Raw genomic sequence first — 17,758 nt, 5'->3', positions numbered from 1 at the left:
CATTATAATGCTGTCCTCTGATTTTTAGGGAGGGGCTTTCACAAAATGCTGAAGCATGTTCTGCAGGCTTCAGCTGATGAGCTATCGTGCGATAAAAGAGGTTTTATTATGTCAAATCATGATAATGAAAAAATCGAAAAACAGTCTAAAGAAGAGGTTGTCGTTTCGAAAAATGTAGCCGTATCCTTTCATGATAACCGGCATGCGGATGATTTAAAATCAACCATCATTAACCTTTTCCGGAAGAAGGAAAAGCGGAAAAAAGCAGAAAAAGTATGGCCGTTAAAGGATATTACTTTTTCTGGCTATCAGGGTGAGATTTTAGGGATTATCGGCTCGAATGGCGCCGGGAAAACGACGTTGAGCAAGATTATTACCGGCATTCTTGAACAGGATCAGGGAACAATGCACGTCGATGGTAATGTCACGGCACTTTTCTCCTTTGGGATGGGCTTTAATAAAGAGCTGACAGGAAGAGAAAATGTCTATTTAAATGGAATGATGCTTGGCATTAATAAGCAGCTTATTCATGATTACATTGAGGATATTCATGCATTCTCGGAAATTGGCCAGTTCTTTGATCAGCCGATGAAATATTATTCCAGCGGGATGAAGGCGCGGCTTGGCTTCAGTGTCGCATCACATCTGCAGCCGGAAGTTCTTATTTTGGATGAAGCGTTGAATACAGGAGATGTGAAATTTGGGCGTAAAGCGGCAGAGAAGCTGAAGCAGCTGGTTGCCAATGCCAAGATTGTTATTATCGTCACGCATAGTTTACGCTATGCTCAGAAAAACTGTGACCGGTTAATCTGGCTGGACAATGGTCATGTTAAAGAAATTGGCGACCCCAAGACAGTTATTGAGCATTATAAAGAAACGGTTCCACCAGTTGCACGGCAAAAACGGCAGAAGCGCAGTTTAAATGTCACCAAGACAGAAACAAACGTTGGTAAAAAATCGATTGTAACAGCAGAGAATGTCGGCGTCTCATTTAAACTTCAAAATAAAAAAGAGGATTACTGGGCATTAAGAAATGTCAGCTTTGATATTAAAGAAGGAGAAGTTGTCGGGATTATCGGGCATAATGGTGCGGGTAAAAGTACACTCTGTAAAGCCATTACAAATATATTGAAGCCAGATGAAGGAACCCTTACAGTAAATGGTCAGACATCTTCTTTGCTAGGCTATGGAACAGGCTTCAACGCGCAATTAACGGGAACAGACAATATCTATCTAAATGCGATGCTGTTAGGGATTCCCAAGGAACGTGTTGATGAAAAATATGATGAGATTATTGAATTCTCCGGTATAAAAAAAGCAATTGATAAGCCGGTAAAGCACTATTCAGCAGGGATGAAATCACGGCTTGGCTTTAGTATTGCAGCCATTTTAAAGCCGGATGTCTTTATTGTCGACGAGGCACTGTCAACAGGAGATCTTGCCTTTCAGGAAAAAGCAAGTGTCCGTATTCAAGAGATGATGGATCACGCTAAAGCAGTAATCATCGTTTCGCATAGTATGGGATTTGTTGAAAAAGTATGTACCAGAGGCATCTGGATGGAGCAGGGACAGGTTAAATTTGATGGGACCGCCGAAGAGGCAGTTGCAAAATATCGTGAAGCAATGGGCGTCCAGAAAAAAACGGTAAAGAAAAACACTGGAATAGTAAATGCAAAACAGCCGGTTAAAGCGAATGCGGCAAAAATAAAAAACGTAGAACAAAAATAAAGCAGCCAATAATTTGATAAAGTAATTCTTTTAATAATGTAAAATAATACGTAACTAGAAACGATAACCAGCGTAGTGTTTTTCCATAGTGATGGCAAGAAGTGCCTTAATATGAATTAAATCTTCAACGTATTGAGAAAAAATGGTGGTGTCATAATGGCAGGAGTTATCAAAAAAATAGTGGCAGAACCGGTAGATTGGTTTATCTACTCGGTCTTGGGTGAAAAACAGCGGAAATATCTCTTAAATATATTAAGCACCCGGCAAAAGGATACGATTAAACGTATTTTGCTCGGAAAGAAGGAAGCAGAGAGACAGTGTCTGAAACAAATAAAGTACCATTTATATAATCTGGGCTTTATTGAAAAAGGATTAGCAGATTTAGAAGCCTATATAGAGGAGACAAATGATCCGTCCTTAAAAAGAACAGCAGCCTGGGAAAAGGTGCTTTGGCATGCGAATCAATATAATGAAAAGGATGCTGCCATTGCTTTGAAGTATCTTCCGCTTGCAGAAGAGGGAGAAGTCCAGCCTGATCAGCAGCGCCGGATTGCGATTATCAAAGCGGAACTTCTTGCTGAGATCGGCGAGCGTGAAAAAGCCGGACAAGTTTTACAGCATGCTTTAAAAGCAGCAGAGCACGCAGATATTTACCTTGCATTAGCAAATCTGGAAGCAGATATCAAGGATCGATTTGTCTATATCAATAAAGCTTTTTCTCTCTACCACCTGGATCACATTGCCACTGATGAAACAGGTCAATATGACGGACTCCATACGATAAAAACACATGAAGATATTAAGGATGGACCGCTTATCTCTGTAATTATTCCTGCCTATAATGCCGGGGATGGGATCAGGGTAGCGGTTGAATCGATTCTGGAACAGACATGGCAGAACATCGAATTGATTATTGTTGATGACCATAGTCCGGACAATACTTTAGAAATTGTGCAGGAATATGCAGCACAGGACAGCCGGATAAAAGTATTGCAGACACCGCAAAACAGCGGGCCGTATATTGCACGGAATATTGCCTTAGAGGCAGCGGCTGGAGAATTTGTTACAGTCAATGATTCCGATGACTGGTCGCATGCTTCCAAATTAGAGATTCAGGTGCAGCATCTATTAGCGCATAAAGATGTCATTGCCAACACCTCTGAGCATGCAAGGATCACTGAAGATATGAAGCTTTACCGCCGGGGAACACCAGGGAAGTATATTTTCCCGAATATGTCCTCCATTATGTTCCGCAGACAGCCTGTCCTGGAAAAAGTCGGGTTCTGGGATAGTGTGAGGTTTGCAGCAGATGGTGAGTTTAAACGCCGTTTGTTAAAAACCTTTGGCGCACGGGCTTACGTCGATCTAGCCTCTGGCCCTTTATCCCTGCCGAGACAAGCCGTCACATCCTTAACAGGAAGCTCGGCATTTGGCTATAATGGCTTTTTTATGGGCGTGCGTAAAGAGTATGTTGAATCATTAGAGAACCATCACCTGAGGGGCGAGGATGTCCGTTATGCTTATCCGATGACAGTACGGCCATATCCAGTACCGGAACCAATGTGGCCGGTCAAGGAAGAAAAAGCTGACGGTGTCCGGAATTTTGATCTGGTCATTGCCAGTGATTTTCGTGCTTTTAATGAAGCAGATTGGCAAGTATGGAATGATTGCCTGCAAACACAAGCACAACGAATTGGACTGCTGCAAATCAACGCGTATGATTTTACGTCGCCGAAAAAAATAGAGGAAGATATTCGTCAAAAATTAGATGGGGATCGTCTGCAAATGCTTGTGTACGGAGAAAAAATTGCTGCTGAAAAGACAGTCTGTATCAAGCCGACCGTTTATCAGTACCAACAAAAGTATGTGCCCAATTTGACGACGAAGCAGCTGACAGTTGTGCTGACAGAAATACCGGACAGCCAGGCAGATCTAAACAACGCAGCAAAGCATATCGACAATTATTTTGATCAGCTGGGCGTATGGGTTGTTGCTAATGAACAGATACAACAGCAAATCGAAAATACGATTTCGGCATCTAATATAGAGCAAGCATACGTAAACCGTCTATGGGAAAAGAGTTGTCTTGAACATGAAACAACCAATTAATAAAACGGAGCTTCATACACGTCTTCAGCACGTAGAAGAAGAGCTCACTGCAAAAAGAAAAGAAGCAGCAGCATTAAAGGAGACTTATAGCAGCTATAAGTCTGCCTTTTTATATGCTGAAGCATTGAAGCAGAAAGCAGCCAGCTGGAAAAAAAGCAGTATTTCGTTGGCGAAAGCGATTCCTTCCTATGCTGCGGGGCGAAGAAATATAAAAAAACTCTATAGTACATCTTATAAACAAAAGGATGCCAGCAATCAGTTAAAGCAAATTAAAAATTATTTATATGATCTCGGTTTTGAAGAACGTGCCTTAAGCGATTTACAGGATATCTTATACCATTCCAATAATAAATATCTTATCAAGGCAGCTGCATGGGAGCTAGGGCTTTGGTTTGCCAATAAACAGACGCCAAACAGTGCAGAACAGGCGATTATTTATTTAGAAATGGCACTGGATGAGGAGCAAAATATAGATTTGCGCCGTCGCATGATTATTCTGCTTGCCGAAGCTTATAAAGTATTGGGACGTCATGCAGAAGGGATGCAGCTGATTAAAGAAGCGCTCAAACAAGAGCAGCACGCTGATTTATTGCTGGCACTTGCCAACCTGTGTCCAGAGCAGGATGACCGTCTGTTTTGGATCAATGAGGTGCTGCATGCTTATCAGCTGGAGCCGCTTTATGTCAATGATGCAATTACTGGCATGCATCTTTATGATAAATTAGACACCAACCCGATTCAGATAAAAAAGGAGCAGAATGAACAGCCGAAAATAACGGTTATCATTCCGGCATACAATTCGGAATCGGGCATTTCTGTTGCATTAAGATCGTTAACAAAACAGACCTGGTCAAACCTTGAAATCATTGTTGTAGATGATTGCAGCCCTGATCATACGGCAGCAGTTGTCAAAGAATGGATACAGCAGGATGACCGGATTAAGCTGCTGCAAGCAGAAACGAACGCTGGACCATATGTAGCCAGAAATATAGCACTTAACCAGGCAACGGGAGAATTTGTGACTATTAACGATGCCGATGACTGGTCCCACCCGCAAAAAATAGAAATCCAGGCACGCCATCTAATCGACAATCCATCCGTTATCGCCAATACATCGGAGCATGCAAGGCTGACAGAGGATTTATATTTGTACCGCAGAGGAATGCCCGGGAAATATATTTTTTCCAATATGTCGTCCATTATGTTTCGTAGACTCCCAGTTTTAGAGAAGGTCGGTTTTTGGGATGAGGTACGTTTTGCTGCAGATAGTGAATTTAAAAAACGGCTGGCACTTACCTTTGGCAGAGAACTGGTGAAGGATTTACCGACAGGACCACTTTCCTTCCCGATGCAATCGTCAGGGTCATTAACGGGCAATTCCTCCTTTGGCTATAATGGCTTTCTCATGGGAGCACGTAAGGAATATGCAGAGGCGCATAACCGAATGCATCAGCAGGCAGGCAATTTATACTTTCCATATCAGCAAGAGCGCAGATTTCCTGTGCCAAAGCCGATGCTCGAAAAAAATTCCCTGCATTCGGTCGATGTAGCTTATATAGCAGATTTTCGTCAATATGACAGTGGGATATGGAAGGAAATCAAATTGTTGAAGGAAGAAGGGCTGACCATTGGTCTGATTCAGCGGGGGATATATGATTTAAAACAATCCAAGCTTATTCACCAGAAAGTAAGAGATCATCTGGATGGGGAGTATGTAAAGATGCTTGTCTATGGAGAGAAAGCAGAAGCACAGCTCACCATTATTAAAAACCCGCTTATCTTCCAAGATAAGCAGCGCTACCTGCCGGAATTGCGTACAACCGCAGCAAAGGTAATTATAAATAAAGTACCGAAAAAACAGAATCAAGCCTACAACATGCGCCAATGTGCCATGAGACTGCATCGCTATATAGGAACAGCAGCAGTCTGGTATCCTGCAAATCCTGAAATCAGGGAGCAATTAATTGAAGAACAAAGCCATACCATCCGTTATTATTCCGTGGCAGCATCCAATTGGACCAATAAGGAGCAGCCATTTATCCATATGCTAAAAGACAATTTTGTTATCAAAAGCAGACGTGAGGAAGGAGGATATGAAGATGCCAGAGGATAAAACTTATGAAAAATTAATTGATCAGCTGATTGAAAAAGAAGCGCAATTAGATTATACAAAGGCAAGTATTGCAAAAACAGATAAACAAATGAAAAAAATTATCAAAAGCAATACGTACAAAAAGACAGCCTCTATTCGTAAGCTCCTTCCTACCGGGAAAGAAAAAGACAATTATATCGATTATTTAGAGGAGCAGCTCCTGCACTGCCAATCAGAAAATGTTTTGTTAAAGGAACAGTTATTTGAAGCAGAGAAGGCCTTGGAACAATTTGATTATGATACGCTTTGGAGATATATCAGGGAGAAGAAGGATACAGGCAAAATCATTGCAGAGCTGGATAAACGCATCGCGCAAAAGAAAGCAGCAGACCATAATTTTCGAAATTTGCTTGAGGCAGCTGCACGTCAATTCGGACAGGAAGAACCAGCATTCAAGCAGCGGGTTTTCACCAAAGTATTAGCTGGTGCAAAAGAACATGCTTCAGAGTTTATGATCCGGGCAGGACTCACAGAAGAGCCTGTCAGCCTGGCAGATGTTGCTTCCTATCGCATCTGCATGAATATGCGTATCAGACAATATCAGCTTTTAGGAACCCTTCCAGAATACGAATTAGATGATAAGCAAACAGCCTATCGATTTATGGAAAAGCAAGCGATACGGATCCCTGGAAGCTCCGAGGCCGTATATACGATAGAAACATTGCCGGAGCAAGAAAATATCGTTATCAAGCCTGTGGATGGTGCTGGTGGACGTGGAGTTTACATTGTCTATGCATCTAATGATATAATAAGCGTTAAGACAGGAGAACAGTTATCTGGCTGGTCTTTATTAAAGCATCGCATGGAGAAAGATTTGCAGGAAAATAAAGTCGGGCAGGATGCTTGGCACATCGAGGAATTAATCCTGGAGGATACCGCCAATAAAGTTTCGGCACGCGATGTGAAATTTTACTGTTTTTATGGCAAAGTAGGCGTGATACTGGAAATTATCCGAACCCCGGAGATAAAATACTGCTGGTGGAATGAATGGGGAGAACGGATACAGACAGGAAAATATGATGATAAAGCCTTTCAAGGAAAAGGTGTCTCCAAGGAAGAAATTGAAATGGCAGAGAGAATCAGCAGTCTGATTCCCAGTCCATTTATGCGAATCGATTTTTTACGATCTGAAGAAGGGCTTATTTTTGGAGAATTTACGCCAAAACCAGGAAACTATGACGAATTTAATGATGATATAGATACGTATTTAGGAAATTTATTTATCGAGGCTCAGGGGAAATTAGATAAAGACTTGCTTCAAGGGAAATCTTTTGAGATATTTAAAGAAGCATAAAATAACGAACTAAAATGGGCAATCAGGAGGAACAGGCATGAGTGAGAATAATGCTGAGTGGCTATCGCATTTGTCATCAGAAGTTATTTCTGATGTACACGGAAGTTTATTGGATGCATACGTAATTGCGCTGGAAGGCTGGCGCAGAGGTCTGAAATTAAGATGGCACGTCGAAAATTCAGAGAAATTCAGTGAAATGGTTACATGGTTTACAGACAGACCTGGACAATTATTTTCATTAAGTTCAGATAGCAGGACGCATTATTTCTTCCGTTCCAGAGGAGATAAGGTAACCAATGAAGCTGTCTTTATTGGAAAAGATAAAGGGAATACGAAACAGCATTTAAGTGAACATGATATAGCAGTACCACATGGAAAAGTATTTACCGCTGAAAATGAAAAAGAAGAAATTATAGAATATGGGAAAAAGCTTGGCTTTCCAGTGGTACTGAAGCCAAAAGACGGCAGCTTTGGCCGCGGCGTTTTTGTAAATATTACAAGTACGGAAGAATTAGAAGTATGCTATGACTATATAAAAGAGCTGGGAACAGCAGATGACATTATTATGGAGCAATATCTGAAAGGCAAAGATTATCGTCTGTATGTTGTGGATGATGAAGTTGTCGGAGCAATGCACCGCCAGCCGCCGAATGTGGTGGGCGACGGTGTACATACGATTGAACAGCTGATTGAATTAAAAAATGCAGAGCGGGAAAAAAATCCGCGTTTAGTGAGCTGTCCAATTATTGTAGACGATGAATTAACAGACTTTATTGGCAAAGATGGGCATACACTTTCATCTGTTCCTGAAAAAGAGGAACACATTCTTTTAAATTTCAAAGGAAACATCTCACTTGGCGGTGATCCCATTGATGTTTTAGACAGCCTGTCACAAGAAGTAAAAGATACAGCCGTGAAGGCTTTACGCTCTATCGAAGGTCTGACACATGGAGCAGTTGATATAATGATCAATGAGACCGATAATAAAGCCTATGTATTAGAGCTGAACCCTACGGCACAGCTGGGCGGATTGTTATATCCAATGAAGGGAAAATCAAGAGATATTCCTAAAGCAATCATTGATTTTTATTTCCCGGAAACAAAAGGGAATGATGTTGCGCAAATTAATACGTTCTTTGACTTTCATGATGTTCTGGACCCGCTTCAAAATCGGGATGCAACCGTAACGACCGTCACACCATGTCCGCAGCAAAAGATCTATATGAAGAAATATATTGTCATTGGGGATGTATTAGATCTTGGCTATCATCGCGGGCTTCGCAAGCAGGCATTCGAACGTGAATTACATGGATATATCATGACAAAGGAAATCGGCGATATTGAAATCGTTGTTGGCGGCACAGATTCAGAAATGGTAGAGGATTTTAAAAACGGTATTTGGGAAGATGAAGAACGAGCAACCGTGATGGAAGTTTTAGAAGAAGATGTGGACGAGGCAATTAAGGTCGGCTTTGAAATAAAAACGGATTTAAAAACCCAGGTGGAAGAATTAAAATGGTACAAGCGTGAATTAGAAGAAACAGAACTGGCATTAAAAAAAGCAGAAGTAAGGCGGAGAAAGTACTACAAAAGCCTTTCTTGGAGGGTAACTTCACCAATCCGGGGAGTGGGCTCTATCTTCAAGAAGTTTAAGGGATAATGATGCGATGAAAGAAGCTAACAGGAGGATATGAATATGAAAGACAATCAGTTAGGGATAAGTCTTCCACATCTGAATAATGACATTGTAAGAAATGCGAGGAAGACACGTCTGGATGCATTTGCTGTTGCATTAGAAGGATGGCGAAGAGGTCTCAAGCTAAAATGGTACACGAAGGATTCCGAGTACTTTAAGAATATGATTATTTTTGGAGTGAACCCGCCTGGACGTTTATTTTCATTGACTTCAGAGAAGCAGACACATTACTTCTTTCGAACAAGAGGAGACCTCGTTTCCAGTGAAGCAGTAGAAATCGGATCAGAGAAAGACGATACCAAAATCTATCTCAGCAATGCAGGTGTACCTGTACCTAAAGGAAAAGGCTTTGAAGCAGATGCAACAAATGAAGAGATTATAGCCTTTGCAGATACAATCGGTTTCCCGTTAGTTTTAAAACCAACCAATGCCAGCTTGGGAAATGGTGTAGTAACCAATATTAAAAACCATGAACAATTACTAAAGGCGATTCATTATGTACGCCGGGAATTAGAATATGAAGAAGTTGTGTTAGAGCAATATGTAAGCGGGAAGGAATATCGTGTTTATGTGGTGGGCGATGAGGTTATTGCAGCGTATAACCGTGTGCCGGCGAACATTATGGGCGATGGTGAGCATACTATTGAGGAATTAATCGATATCAAGAACGCTGTCCGCAGAAAGAACGCACGTCTTAACAGCTGTCTGATTCATATGGATGTCGAGATTCTTGAATTTATTCAGGAAGCAGGCTATACGCTGGAGAGCATTCCAGAAAAGGGAAAAGTGATCTACTTAAGGGAAAAAACGAATGTTTCCTCAGGCGGCGACCCTGTTGATGTAACAGATACATTACCGGAAGAGTATAAGAAAATCGCTATTGATGCTTTAAAAGCAGTAGACAACTTCCCGCATGGCGGAGTAGATATTATTGTCAATGACCGCAGTGATGTAAAAGGCGAAGCAGTTGTAATTGAGTTGAACCCAACTGCCCAAATTGGCGGAGCTCTGTTCCCGATTGAAGGGAAAGCAAGAGATATACCAAAAGCGATTGTAGATTATTATTTCCCGGAAACGAAAGGACGCGTCGATACAACAAAATCAAGAGTTTCCTTTGATTTAATCAATGTTTTAGAGCCTCTCGAAAACAGAGCAGCACTGGAAGTAGAGGTTGCTCCGGCACCAATTGGAAAGCTCTATATCCACAAATATATCGTAAATGGAAATGTGCAGCGATACAACTATCATAAGTGGTTGAAGAAACAAGCTCTTGCTAACAACCTGCATGGTTATGTGAAGAGTGTTGTATTTGATGAAATTGAAGTCGTTGTTGCCGGAACGGACCATAAAACAGTAGAAGATTTTAAAGAAACCATCAAAGGCTACCCGCAAGGATCAGAAGTAACCCGGATCAAGGAAGAGGAATATGAAGGGTTTGTCACGGTAGGATTTGAAATTGCCGAACAGTATAATACCAATAACGTGAAATCTGTGCAGCATGCTTTAAAACGGATGGATAAAGACTTAACAGCTCTTAGAAAGAAAAAAGATAGAGCGGAGAAGGATGTAAAGCATATCTTGAATAGTACTTCTTGGAAGGTTACGGAGTCTGTAAGGAAGATTGGGGCAAGGGTGAAGGATAAATAGTAATTAGCAGATAATTTAGTATAAATTATGTCAAAATCATTTGAGTAAGAAAGATATTTAGACTAATTTGATTTTTGATATTTAAATATGATTCAAAAAATCTTTAAATAATAGCAGTAATTTAGATTAATGAGTTATAATAAATCTATCATTTCGTTTAAATAAAAGGAGAATTATTATTTATGGATAACAAGGTTGTTTTTCTTCCAAATATAGATATGAATGTAGCATCAGATATAAGTGGCTTTAGATTATGCTCGTATTTAATAGCTTTAGAAGGTTGGAGAAGGGGCCTAAAGTTAAAGTGGTATAAAGATGAGTCTAATGCTTGTAAACTGCAAAAAGTTAGTGGCGGGTCTAATGGGGTTGTCTTTTCATTGAGTGATGGACAACATACCCATTTCTTTTTTAGATCTAGAGGAGATAAAGTAGCAAACGAAGCAGTAAAGATATGTGGAAATAAAGAAAAAACTAAAAATTATTTAAGAAATAATAATGTTCCTACTCCACTTGGAGAAGTAATAAGTAACGATGAAGAAATTTTAGCATATGCTCAAGAAGTCGGTTTTCCAGTTATTATAAAACCGATAAATGGAAGTATGGGAAGAGGCGTATATACTAATATTAATAGTAAAAAGGAATTGGAAGGAATTTTAAAAGAATTAAGGTCTCAATTTAAATATAAGGAGTACTTGGTTGAAAAGCATTACTATGGAAAAGAGTATAGAATTTATGTAGTGGGAGATCAAGTGATTGGAGCTACTTATCGTGTCCCAGCTAATATTATTGGCGATGGGATTAATACTATTGAGAAGCTAATTGAAATAAAGAACGAACAAAGAAAGTCCAATCCTTATTTGAAAATCAAACCTATCAAAGTAGATTATGAAGTTAAATATATGATTGATAGAGAGGGGTATGACCTTCAAAGTGTTCCAGAAAAAGGGAAACAAGTATTTTTAAGAGAGAAGAGTAACTTATCTTCAGGCGGGGACCCTTTGGATGCAACAGACGAGTTATCACCAGAAGTAAAAGAAATTGCCGTAAACGCTTTTAAAGCTTTGCCTTCAATTCCCCATGGTGGAGTAGATATCATTGTTAATCCTGAAGATAATAGTAAGGGAGTCGTATTAGAAATTAATGCTACTGCGGAAATAGGATTCCATTTTTATCCTTTGGAAGGCAAAGGGAGAGACATTGGAAAAGCAGTAATTGATTATTATTTTCCAAAATCAAAACTAAATGAGAAATCTTTGTTATATTTTGACTATGAAAGCATTTTGGAGCCGCTAGCGAGCGGGGCTGTAGATGATTTGGTAATTGCTGATGCTCCATTAAATGAATTATTTACTAAAAAATATGTAGTTAGTGGCAAAGTTAGAAAAGTAGGCTATGTTACTTATATACGGAAGCAAGCATTACGTTTAAATTTAATTGGTTCTGTCGAATTAGTAAACAATCGGAAAGTTGAGATTACTGTAGTAAGTGATAACCGTAGTAAATTAGATGATTTTGTGAAGTATGTTAAAAGAGGATCTAAAAAATCTATTGTAAAAGAGGTATATGAAGAATCTATTCAAAAAAATGAAGTTCCAATTAAGCTTGGTTTTCATATTAATTCTTGAAGTCCATAAAAGCCAACAAACAAGAAAAATTCTTCAAAGAACCGACAACCATCGGTTCTTTGAAGAATTTTCTACTAAATTATTAATACAAGTACCATTAAGTAGCATAGCAGGAGGAAGGATACATGTTAGTAGGATATATGCGGAATTTTAGAAGTCCTAAATTTATGGCAAATATTATTCGAGCAGTTGCTAAATCAAAAAATATAGATCTTTTATATTTTAATGCAAAAGATGTTAATATTGAAAAAAATCAAATCAGAGGGCTAGTATATATAGATAATAAATGGAAAAGAATAGATAGTCGGATCCCTGATGTTATTGATGTTAGTGCGAGTTGCTTAAAACATAAAGAAGTTATTAATTATTTATCTGAAAAAGCATATTTAACGGAAAATGGAAGTAAAAGACTTTCTAAAGATTATCTGCAAGAAGAACTAGTTAAAGATAACAAACTAAAGAAATATGTGATCCCGTCTAGTAATTGTAATAGTTTACAAATTATTGATAAGTACTTGTCTTTATATGATGAGGTGGTTATTAAACCAGTCTATAGTGAACGTGGGAAAGGGATTTATAAAATTAAGCAAAACGATAATGGAAGTTACTTAATTGGACATAACAAAAAGCAGCAGAAAATATCTAGTTCAGAGCTGAAAGATTTATATACAAATACAATAAGTAAAAGAAAGCATGTTATTCAGAAATGTATTCAATCTAAAACACTTCAGGGAGATCCGTTTGATTGTAGAATCCATTTGGAAAAGAATGGTTTGGGTAATTGGGAGATCGCTAAAAGTTATATACGAATTGGAATAGGCCAACAAGTTATTTCAAATGTTAATCAGGGCGGAGGGCTTTCAAATACTCCAGTATTTTTAAAATCGAATTATCCAGATTCATATGAAAACCTTTTAAGAAAAATAAACGAAGCAGGTATAGAAATCGCAGAAAAGATTGAACAATTAAGAGGTATTGAACTAGCAACGCTAGGTTTAGATGTAGGTATTACTTCAGATGAAAATCTGTATGTCTTTGAAGCAAACAGTGCTCCGGACCCTTCATTTTTAAAAGCAGAAGTAGCAATGTTACGTACAGATTACTATCAGTTTTTATTAAAACACAGAAATGGTTATAGACAAAAATAAAATGAAAGATGATATTTGTTGTTACATTAGTAAATAACACTATCATCTATTTAATAAGCTAACGAATCAATCCTATACCATATGTCTTTTTTCCCGCATATAATATAAAGTCCTTTCGCTTCACCTAAATGGACAATCAATTTAAAAACCTCCTGTTTACTTTGTTTTGAGACAAGTTTACAGGAGGTGTGCTTATATAGCTACTTGGTTATTTGATCTTACAATGGGTTAATACTAGAAGATAAGACAATTCTTTATTTGGAACTTCACAGTAACATTTATGAATTTTATTATTTAACCATCTTTAAGTGGCAAAAATACGGAGATGTATTTTAACACTGAAGATTTATAAAGTTGATAAGTAAGGCTGTGAGATTCCTTATTGTTTGTATAATTGTTTCTAAAAAACTAATTGATAAAATGAAAGCTCGGCAGTTGGATTTGCTTTTTTAGAAGGTTATCTAGGGAATGCTAATTGGAACTTAAAGCTTTTTGAATAGCTTCTATATAATTATAAAATTCTTCTGTTTGGTTTTCCCGATTTTTAGATGAGAAATCATCATTCTCAAAAAAAGCTTTCCTTTGAGCAGTGCTTATTTCAAATTGAACTCCTTTTTTTTGTTTATTTTTATTAACAATATTCTCCTTTGTTTTTCCATTAATTCTTTTAGGTGCATCACTTACTGAAAAACCAGCATTTTTTAGTTCTTTCTTAATTGAATTGGATAAAGTTTCATCTAGTCCTCCTATATATGTGTGTTTCTTCTCTTCATTCCCGTACCCATGGAAAGATAGTGTATATATGCTGTTGGACACCATGTTTAAAGCTTTTGGCTCATCGAAATTAGTTGAAGTAATATGCAGATCCATATTATTTGTTACTTTTATTCCTTGGAAAGAATAGAAGGAATATTCGCCTGCTAAACTTAAGTGTTCAGCTAATTCGGTTGTCCCAGGTTCTATTCCTCCACCATGAATTGCTATTAATACAATATCAGGATTACCTTTTTCTAAACTAATACTATAATCCTCGTCTTGACGCTCATTTTGACGAAGCTCTTTAAAATTTTTGTACTTATCATTTTCGTTAGTTCCAGTGGCTAGCAGTGTTGTTATAATTACAATGGCTAATCCTAGCGCCATAAAAATAAAATTATACTTTTTCATCGTTGTTACCTCTATATTTCATTATGTTACAAAGAAACTATAAGGGACAATCATCTAATTACAAAAATGTTTTACTCAGCTTTATAATTGACTCCTTCCTTTTATTAATAGGCTTAATTTTTACTCCAGTAACCGTATGTTGATGCACCTAAGTCATTATAATTGAACTACTTGAGATGAATTCAACTGCTTTAAAAGTTTCTATATAAGTCGAATTTATAATTTTAACCTAACTCTTACACAAAACTGGTCATAATCATATCTTTGCACTAATTAATATCATCAATGAATTCTCTGACCTTGAACGCAACTTTTCGATTATGTACAGAAATGCCCCCGAGATTCTCGTACTAAATCTCTAGGGCATTTCAATTCATCAGCCTTTCAACTTATAATATCCCACATATACAATAAATGCTATTTTATGAACACTCATGATGAATCTTAATTTTGGAAATAGAATTTAATTATTAGAACTGGTCTTGTTTTGATAATAAATACTTATAATAATCAGTTCGCAGTAAAACTACATCGGATCTCAGTCTTGTTGTACCGGGTGCACTATTTACTTCAAAAATATATAAATCACCGTTTGTGTCCATGCCAACATCTAATCCCATTGTCATTAGTTCCGTAGATCTTAACTTTTCTATTTTTGCTGCAATATCATATCCTAATTGTTCTAACTGTCCAAGTATATCATCAGTTAATTCTTTATAGTATGTCTGGAAGAAAATATTGGCATCTGAACTTCCGCCACCTTGGCTGATATTGGAAGTTACTTTTTGACCAAGACCAATACGTACAAACATTTTTGGGATGGTCCATTCTCCCTTATTATTTTTTTCAAGGTGTACTCGAATATCAAAAGGGCTGCCATCAGGTGTTGTAGAGCTAATAAATTTTTGAACTAAATGCTTTTTCCCGGTACTTATAATATCTTGATTAAAAAATTCATTTAATTCTTTTAAAGAAACAATTTTCTTAGATTGCTGATAACTAAGCTCATATTGATTTTCGTTTTGTTTATTTACTTTATAAATTCCTTGTCCCTTTTGACCGCTAACTGGTTTAATAATAACTGTATTATATAAATTTAAATATTCTTCTACTACTGAAAATGAAGAACAATCTTGGGATGGAATAATATATTTTTTAAAATGATCATCCTCGAGTAATCTTTTTTGGAGAGTAGCTTTAGTCATTCGCTTTTTTCCATTTTCCGTTAAAACAGAACGTTTATTTAAATATGCGATTTCTTCTTTATGTTTTAAAGAGAAAGCAGAAACATCAATAACTTTTGGGATATTAGTAGTTATATTCACCCATTCATTATCAATTAAGATTTTCCCGTTAATTTTATGGTTTTCTTGATCAATATCTCCTACTTGGAAGTAAATAATATCGATACCTTTAGCTTTTGCTACTAAAGAAATAAATTTAGACATAAATGTTGGTTGTTTGAAAAGTCTAAGCAGGCCAACTTCCATTTGTAACATCGCTCCTTAAAAAGTTTTGAATATGAGTTTTAAAATTATTGAATCTTCTTATGAAATAAATCAGATAAGCTTTTTCTATAAAAATTAACGCTTATTATTGAAAAGAAATTTATAATAATCTGACCTTAGCATTGCAATTTCAGCAGATAATAAACTAGGAGCTGGTGCACTACTAATATTGGATACAAATAAATTTTCATTTTCATCTATGTCTACGTCAATCCCAAGGGTTGCTAGCTCAATTCCTCTTATTTTTTCAACTTTCTTTGCAAATGTTAATCCTAACTGTTTTAATTTCTGATTTATTTCCTCAGCTTTATCTGGGTAATTAGCTTGAAAAAATACTTTCTCTTCAGCAATTCCTGTCCCTTTTTTTACATTTGCGATAGCATCTTCTCCTAATCCAATACGAATGTAATTTTTAGCAATTCGCCATTTCCCCTGTCCATCTTTTTCTAAATGCACTCTGCAATCAAATGGATCGCCATTATTTGTTTTTGAATACATTCTTTCTTTTGAAAAGTGTTTTCTTAACTCTTGGTCTTTTTGTAAACTAGTATAAATAAATTCTTTTGAACGGTTCTTTCCATTGTCTGTTAAGTAAGCATGCTTCGCTAAATGAGCAATTTCTGGCTCATGTTTTAAAGCAAAAGCATTAACATCAATAATAGAAGGTATTTTTATTTCTGTTTTTCTCCATCTATCTCCTACTAATATAGAGCCAGTAATCTTATCACTATTTAAGTCAATATCACCTGAATTGAAATAAACTACATTTATACCCTTTGCTTTAGCAACAAATGATATAATCTTTACTAAAGATGTAGGTTTATTATAGTTATGCATATAACCAATTAGCATGTATATTCCTCCGATTTGATAAATTATTATTATATATTTAGAAGTTCAAAAAATAACCGCATAATAGCGAAGCAGTAATGACACTTTAGTTAAAAGTACTTTTTGCGTGTAGGTGACCTAGGAGTATATCTATTCTGTAAAAAATACGTTATATGTGTGAAAAGAGTAACAACAGTCTTAAGATTACCTAGGTTCAGCTCAGTACTTCTAATTAGGTAACTTTTAAATATACACTTATAGAGTAATTGTAGCATAAGTACAGTAGAGTATGTATATTAAGAAGTTATATACTTTAGGAATCGAACGTTATCCATTTGCTTCCAATTGGATGTCATACATCTCAATAAACACTTCCAAGTAGAATAGAGTTGTAGCCTGTTTTAATTAAAACATAAATATAGTTCAGCATATAGCTTTGAAAATTTATTAGATAGTATAGATGTTCAAAAAGTCTCCAATTGATAAGTGGCTAATTAATGGATCTTTGTCAAGAAATACATGGAAACTATTTCTTAGGAATCACAATGTCCTATAATTTCCTAATCGGTCATTCATCTGTGATGGCTTTTTTGTCTTTTTGCTGTTTATTTCAGACTTTATTCACCATCTTTCATTTCTGTACAAACTTTCAAGAGTAAGCCTTTAGACGAATAATTTAGAATAAAAGACTCTGACCCGTGAGGAGAGCCTCCTCTCGGGTCAGAGTCTTACACAAAGGAATAATTATAATTCAATTAATAGTTATAGTCTTTTCATAGAGTGAAGCTATGTTTATAAAAAATAATTAAATAAATGAATAGTTATTGCCGATAGATAAATAGAAAGATACAAT

The 17,758-nt window shown here is 36.8% G+C and carries 11 protein-coding genes; 8 read left to right on the top strand and 3 right to left on the bottom strand.

All coding sequences use genetic code 11. The features are described from left to right. The first annotated feature begins 108 nt into the window (after positions 1–108). The 8 genes from FLK20_RS11965 (at position 109) to FLK20_RS11930 (ending at position 13,399) form a co-directional block, all read left to right on the top strand. The gene (locus FLK20_RS11965; RefSeq protein ID WP_152657042.1) at positions 109–1,728 is read left to right on the top strand and encodes an ABC transporter ATP-binding protein; all 1,620 of its coding nucleotides are present in this window, start codon (positions 109–111) and stop codon (positions 1,726–1,728) included. A gap of 156 nt (positions 1,729–1,884) precedes the next feature. Next, complete coding sequence (locus FLK20_RS11960) at positions 1,885–3,837, top strand: glycosyltransferase family 2 protein (RefSeq protein ID WP_152656812.1); 1,953 nt, start codon at positions 1,885–1,887, stop codon at positions 3,835–3,837. Next, complete coding sequence (locus FLK20_RS11955; RefSeq protein WP_152656811.1) at positions 3,821–5,950, top strand: glycosyltransferase family 2 protein; 2,130 nt, start codon at positions 3,821–3,823, stop codon at positions 5,948–5,950. Before FLK20_RS11960 ends, FLK20_RS11955 begins: the two co-directional genes overlap by 17 nt. Next, positions 5,937–7,283: an ATP-grasp fold amidoligase family protein gene (locus FLK20_RS11950; protein ID WP_227995021.1), complete on the top strand. Its 1,347-nt coding sequence runs from the start codon at positions 5,937–5,939 to the stop codon at positions 7,281–7,283. The genes FLK20_RS11955 and FLK20_RS11950 overlap by 14 nt, the downstream gene beginning before the upstream one ends. Before the next feature lie 37 nt (positions 7,284–7,320). After that, on the top strand, positions 7,321–8,943 hold the full coding sequence (locus FLK20_RS11945) for an acylphosphatase (RefSeq protein WP_152656809.1): 1,623 nt from the start codon (positions 7,321–7,323) through the stop codon (positions 8,941–8,943). 36 nt (positions 8,944–8,979) lie between these two features. Next, positions 8,980–10,626, top strand: a complete 1,647-nt coding sequence (locus FLK20_RS11940; protein ID WP_152656808.1) for an acylphosphatase — start codon at positions 8,980–8,982, stop codon at positions 10,624–10,626. Positions 10,627–10,808: 182 nt separating this feature from the next. Next, complete coding sequence (locus FLK20_RS11935; protein WP_152656807.1) at positions 10,809–12,251, top strand: acylphosphatase; 1,443 nt, start codon at positions 10,809–10,811, stop codon at positions 12,249–12,251. A gap of 125 nt (positions 12,252–12,376) precedes the next feature. Continuing rightward, positions 12,377–13,399: a YheC/YheD family protein gene (locus tag FLK20_RS11930; RefSeq protein ID WP_152656806.1), complete on the top strand. Its 1,023-nt coding sequence runs from the start codon at positions 12,377–12,379 to the stop codon at positions 13,397–13,399. Between the two features lie 471 nt (positions 13,400–13,870). Here FLK20_RS11930 and FLK20_RS11925 read toward each other — a convergent pair whose 3' ends face one another. The 3 genes from FLK20_RS11925 to FLK20_RS11915 all read right to left on the bottom strand — a co-directional run bounded on the left by FLK20_RS11925 (position 13,871) and on the right by FLK20_RS11915 (position 16,926). After that, on the bottom strand, positions 13,871–14,566 hold the full coding sequence (locus tag FLK20_RS11925; RefSeq protein WP_152656805.1) for a poly-gamma-glutamate hydrolase family protein: 696 nt from the start codon (positions 14,564–14,566) through the stop codon (positions 13,871–13,873). A 470-nt stretch (positions 14,567–15,036) separates the two neighbouring features. Beyond that, the gene (locus FLK20_RS11920) at positions 15,037–16,056 is read right to left on the bottom strand and encodes a YheC/YheD family protein (RefSeq protein ID WP_194165612.1); all 1,020 of its coding nucleotides are present in this window, start codon (positions 16,054–16,056) and stop codon (positions 15,037–15,039) included. Between the two features lie 93 nt (positions 16,057–16,149). Then, the gene (locus FLK20_RS11915) at positions 16,150–16,926 is read right to left on the bottom strand and encodes a YheC/YheD family protein (RefSeq protein ID WP_152656803.1); all 777 of its coding nucleotides are present in this window, start codon (positions 16,924–16,926) and stop codon (positions 16,150–16,152) included. Positions 16,927–17,758: the final 832 nt, after the last annotated feature.

Source organism: Oceanobacillus sp. CFH 90083 (genome assembly GCF_009389585.1).
In the GTDB taxonomy this organism is placed as follows: Bacteria; Bacillota; Bacilli; order Bacillales; family Amphibacillaceae; genus Oceanobacillus.
The sequence above is the reverse complement of the archived record's forward strand: the minus strand, read 5'-3'. Positions and strand labels throughout refer to the sequence as shown.

Excerpts from the sequence above, each read along its gene's own strand:
- FLK20_RS11965 (WP_152657042.1), top strand. The coding sequence starts at position 109 with ATGTCAAATCATGATAATGAAAAAATCGAAAAACAGTCTAAAGAAGAG.
- FLK20_RS11960 (WP_152656812.1), top strand. The coding sequence starts at position 1,885 with ATGGCAGGAGTTATCAAAAAAATAGTGGCAGAACCGGTAGATTGGTTT.
- FLK20_RS11955 (WP_152656811.1), top strand. The coding sequence starts at position 3,821 with ATGAAACAACCAATTAATAAAACGGAGCTTCATACACGTCTTCAGCAC.
- FLK20_RS11950 (WP_227995021.1), top strand. The coding sequence starts at position 5,937 with ATGCCAGAGGATAAAACTTATGAAAAATTAATTGATCAGCTGATTGAA.
- FLK20_RS11945 (WP_152656809.1), top strand. The coding sequence starts at position 7,321 with ATGAGTGAGAATAATGCTGAGTGGCTATCGCATTTGTCATCAGAAGTT.
- FLK20_RS11940 (WP_152656808.1), top strand. The coding sequence starts at position 8,980 with ATGAAAGACAATCAGTTAGGGATAAGTCTTCCACATCTGAATAATGAC.
- FLK20_RS11935 (WP_152656807.1), top strand. The coding sequence starts at position 10,809 with ATGGATAACAAGGTTGTTTTTCTTCCAAATATAGATATGAATGTAGCA.
- FLK20_RS11930 (WP_152656806.1), top strand. The coding sequence starts at position 12,377 with ATGTTAGTAGGATATATGCGGAATTTTAGAAGTCCTAAATTTATGGCA.
- FLK20_RS11925 (WP_152656805.1), bottom strand. The coding sequence starts at position 14,566 with ATGAAAAAGTATAATTTTATTTTTATGGCGCTAGGATTAGCCATTGTA.
- FLK20_RS11920 (WP_194165612.1), bottom strand. The coding sequence starts at position 16,056 with ATGGAAGTTGGCCTGCTTAGACTTTTCAAACAACCAACATTTATGTCT.
- FLK20_RS11915 (WP_152656803.1), bottom strand. The coding sequence starts at position 16,926 with ATGCTAATTGGTTATATGCATAACTATAATAAACCTACATCTTTAGTA.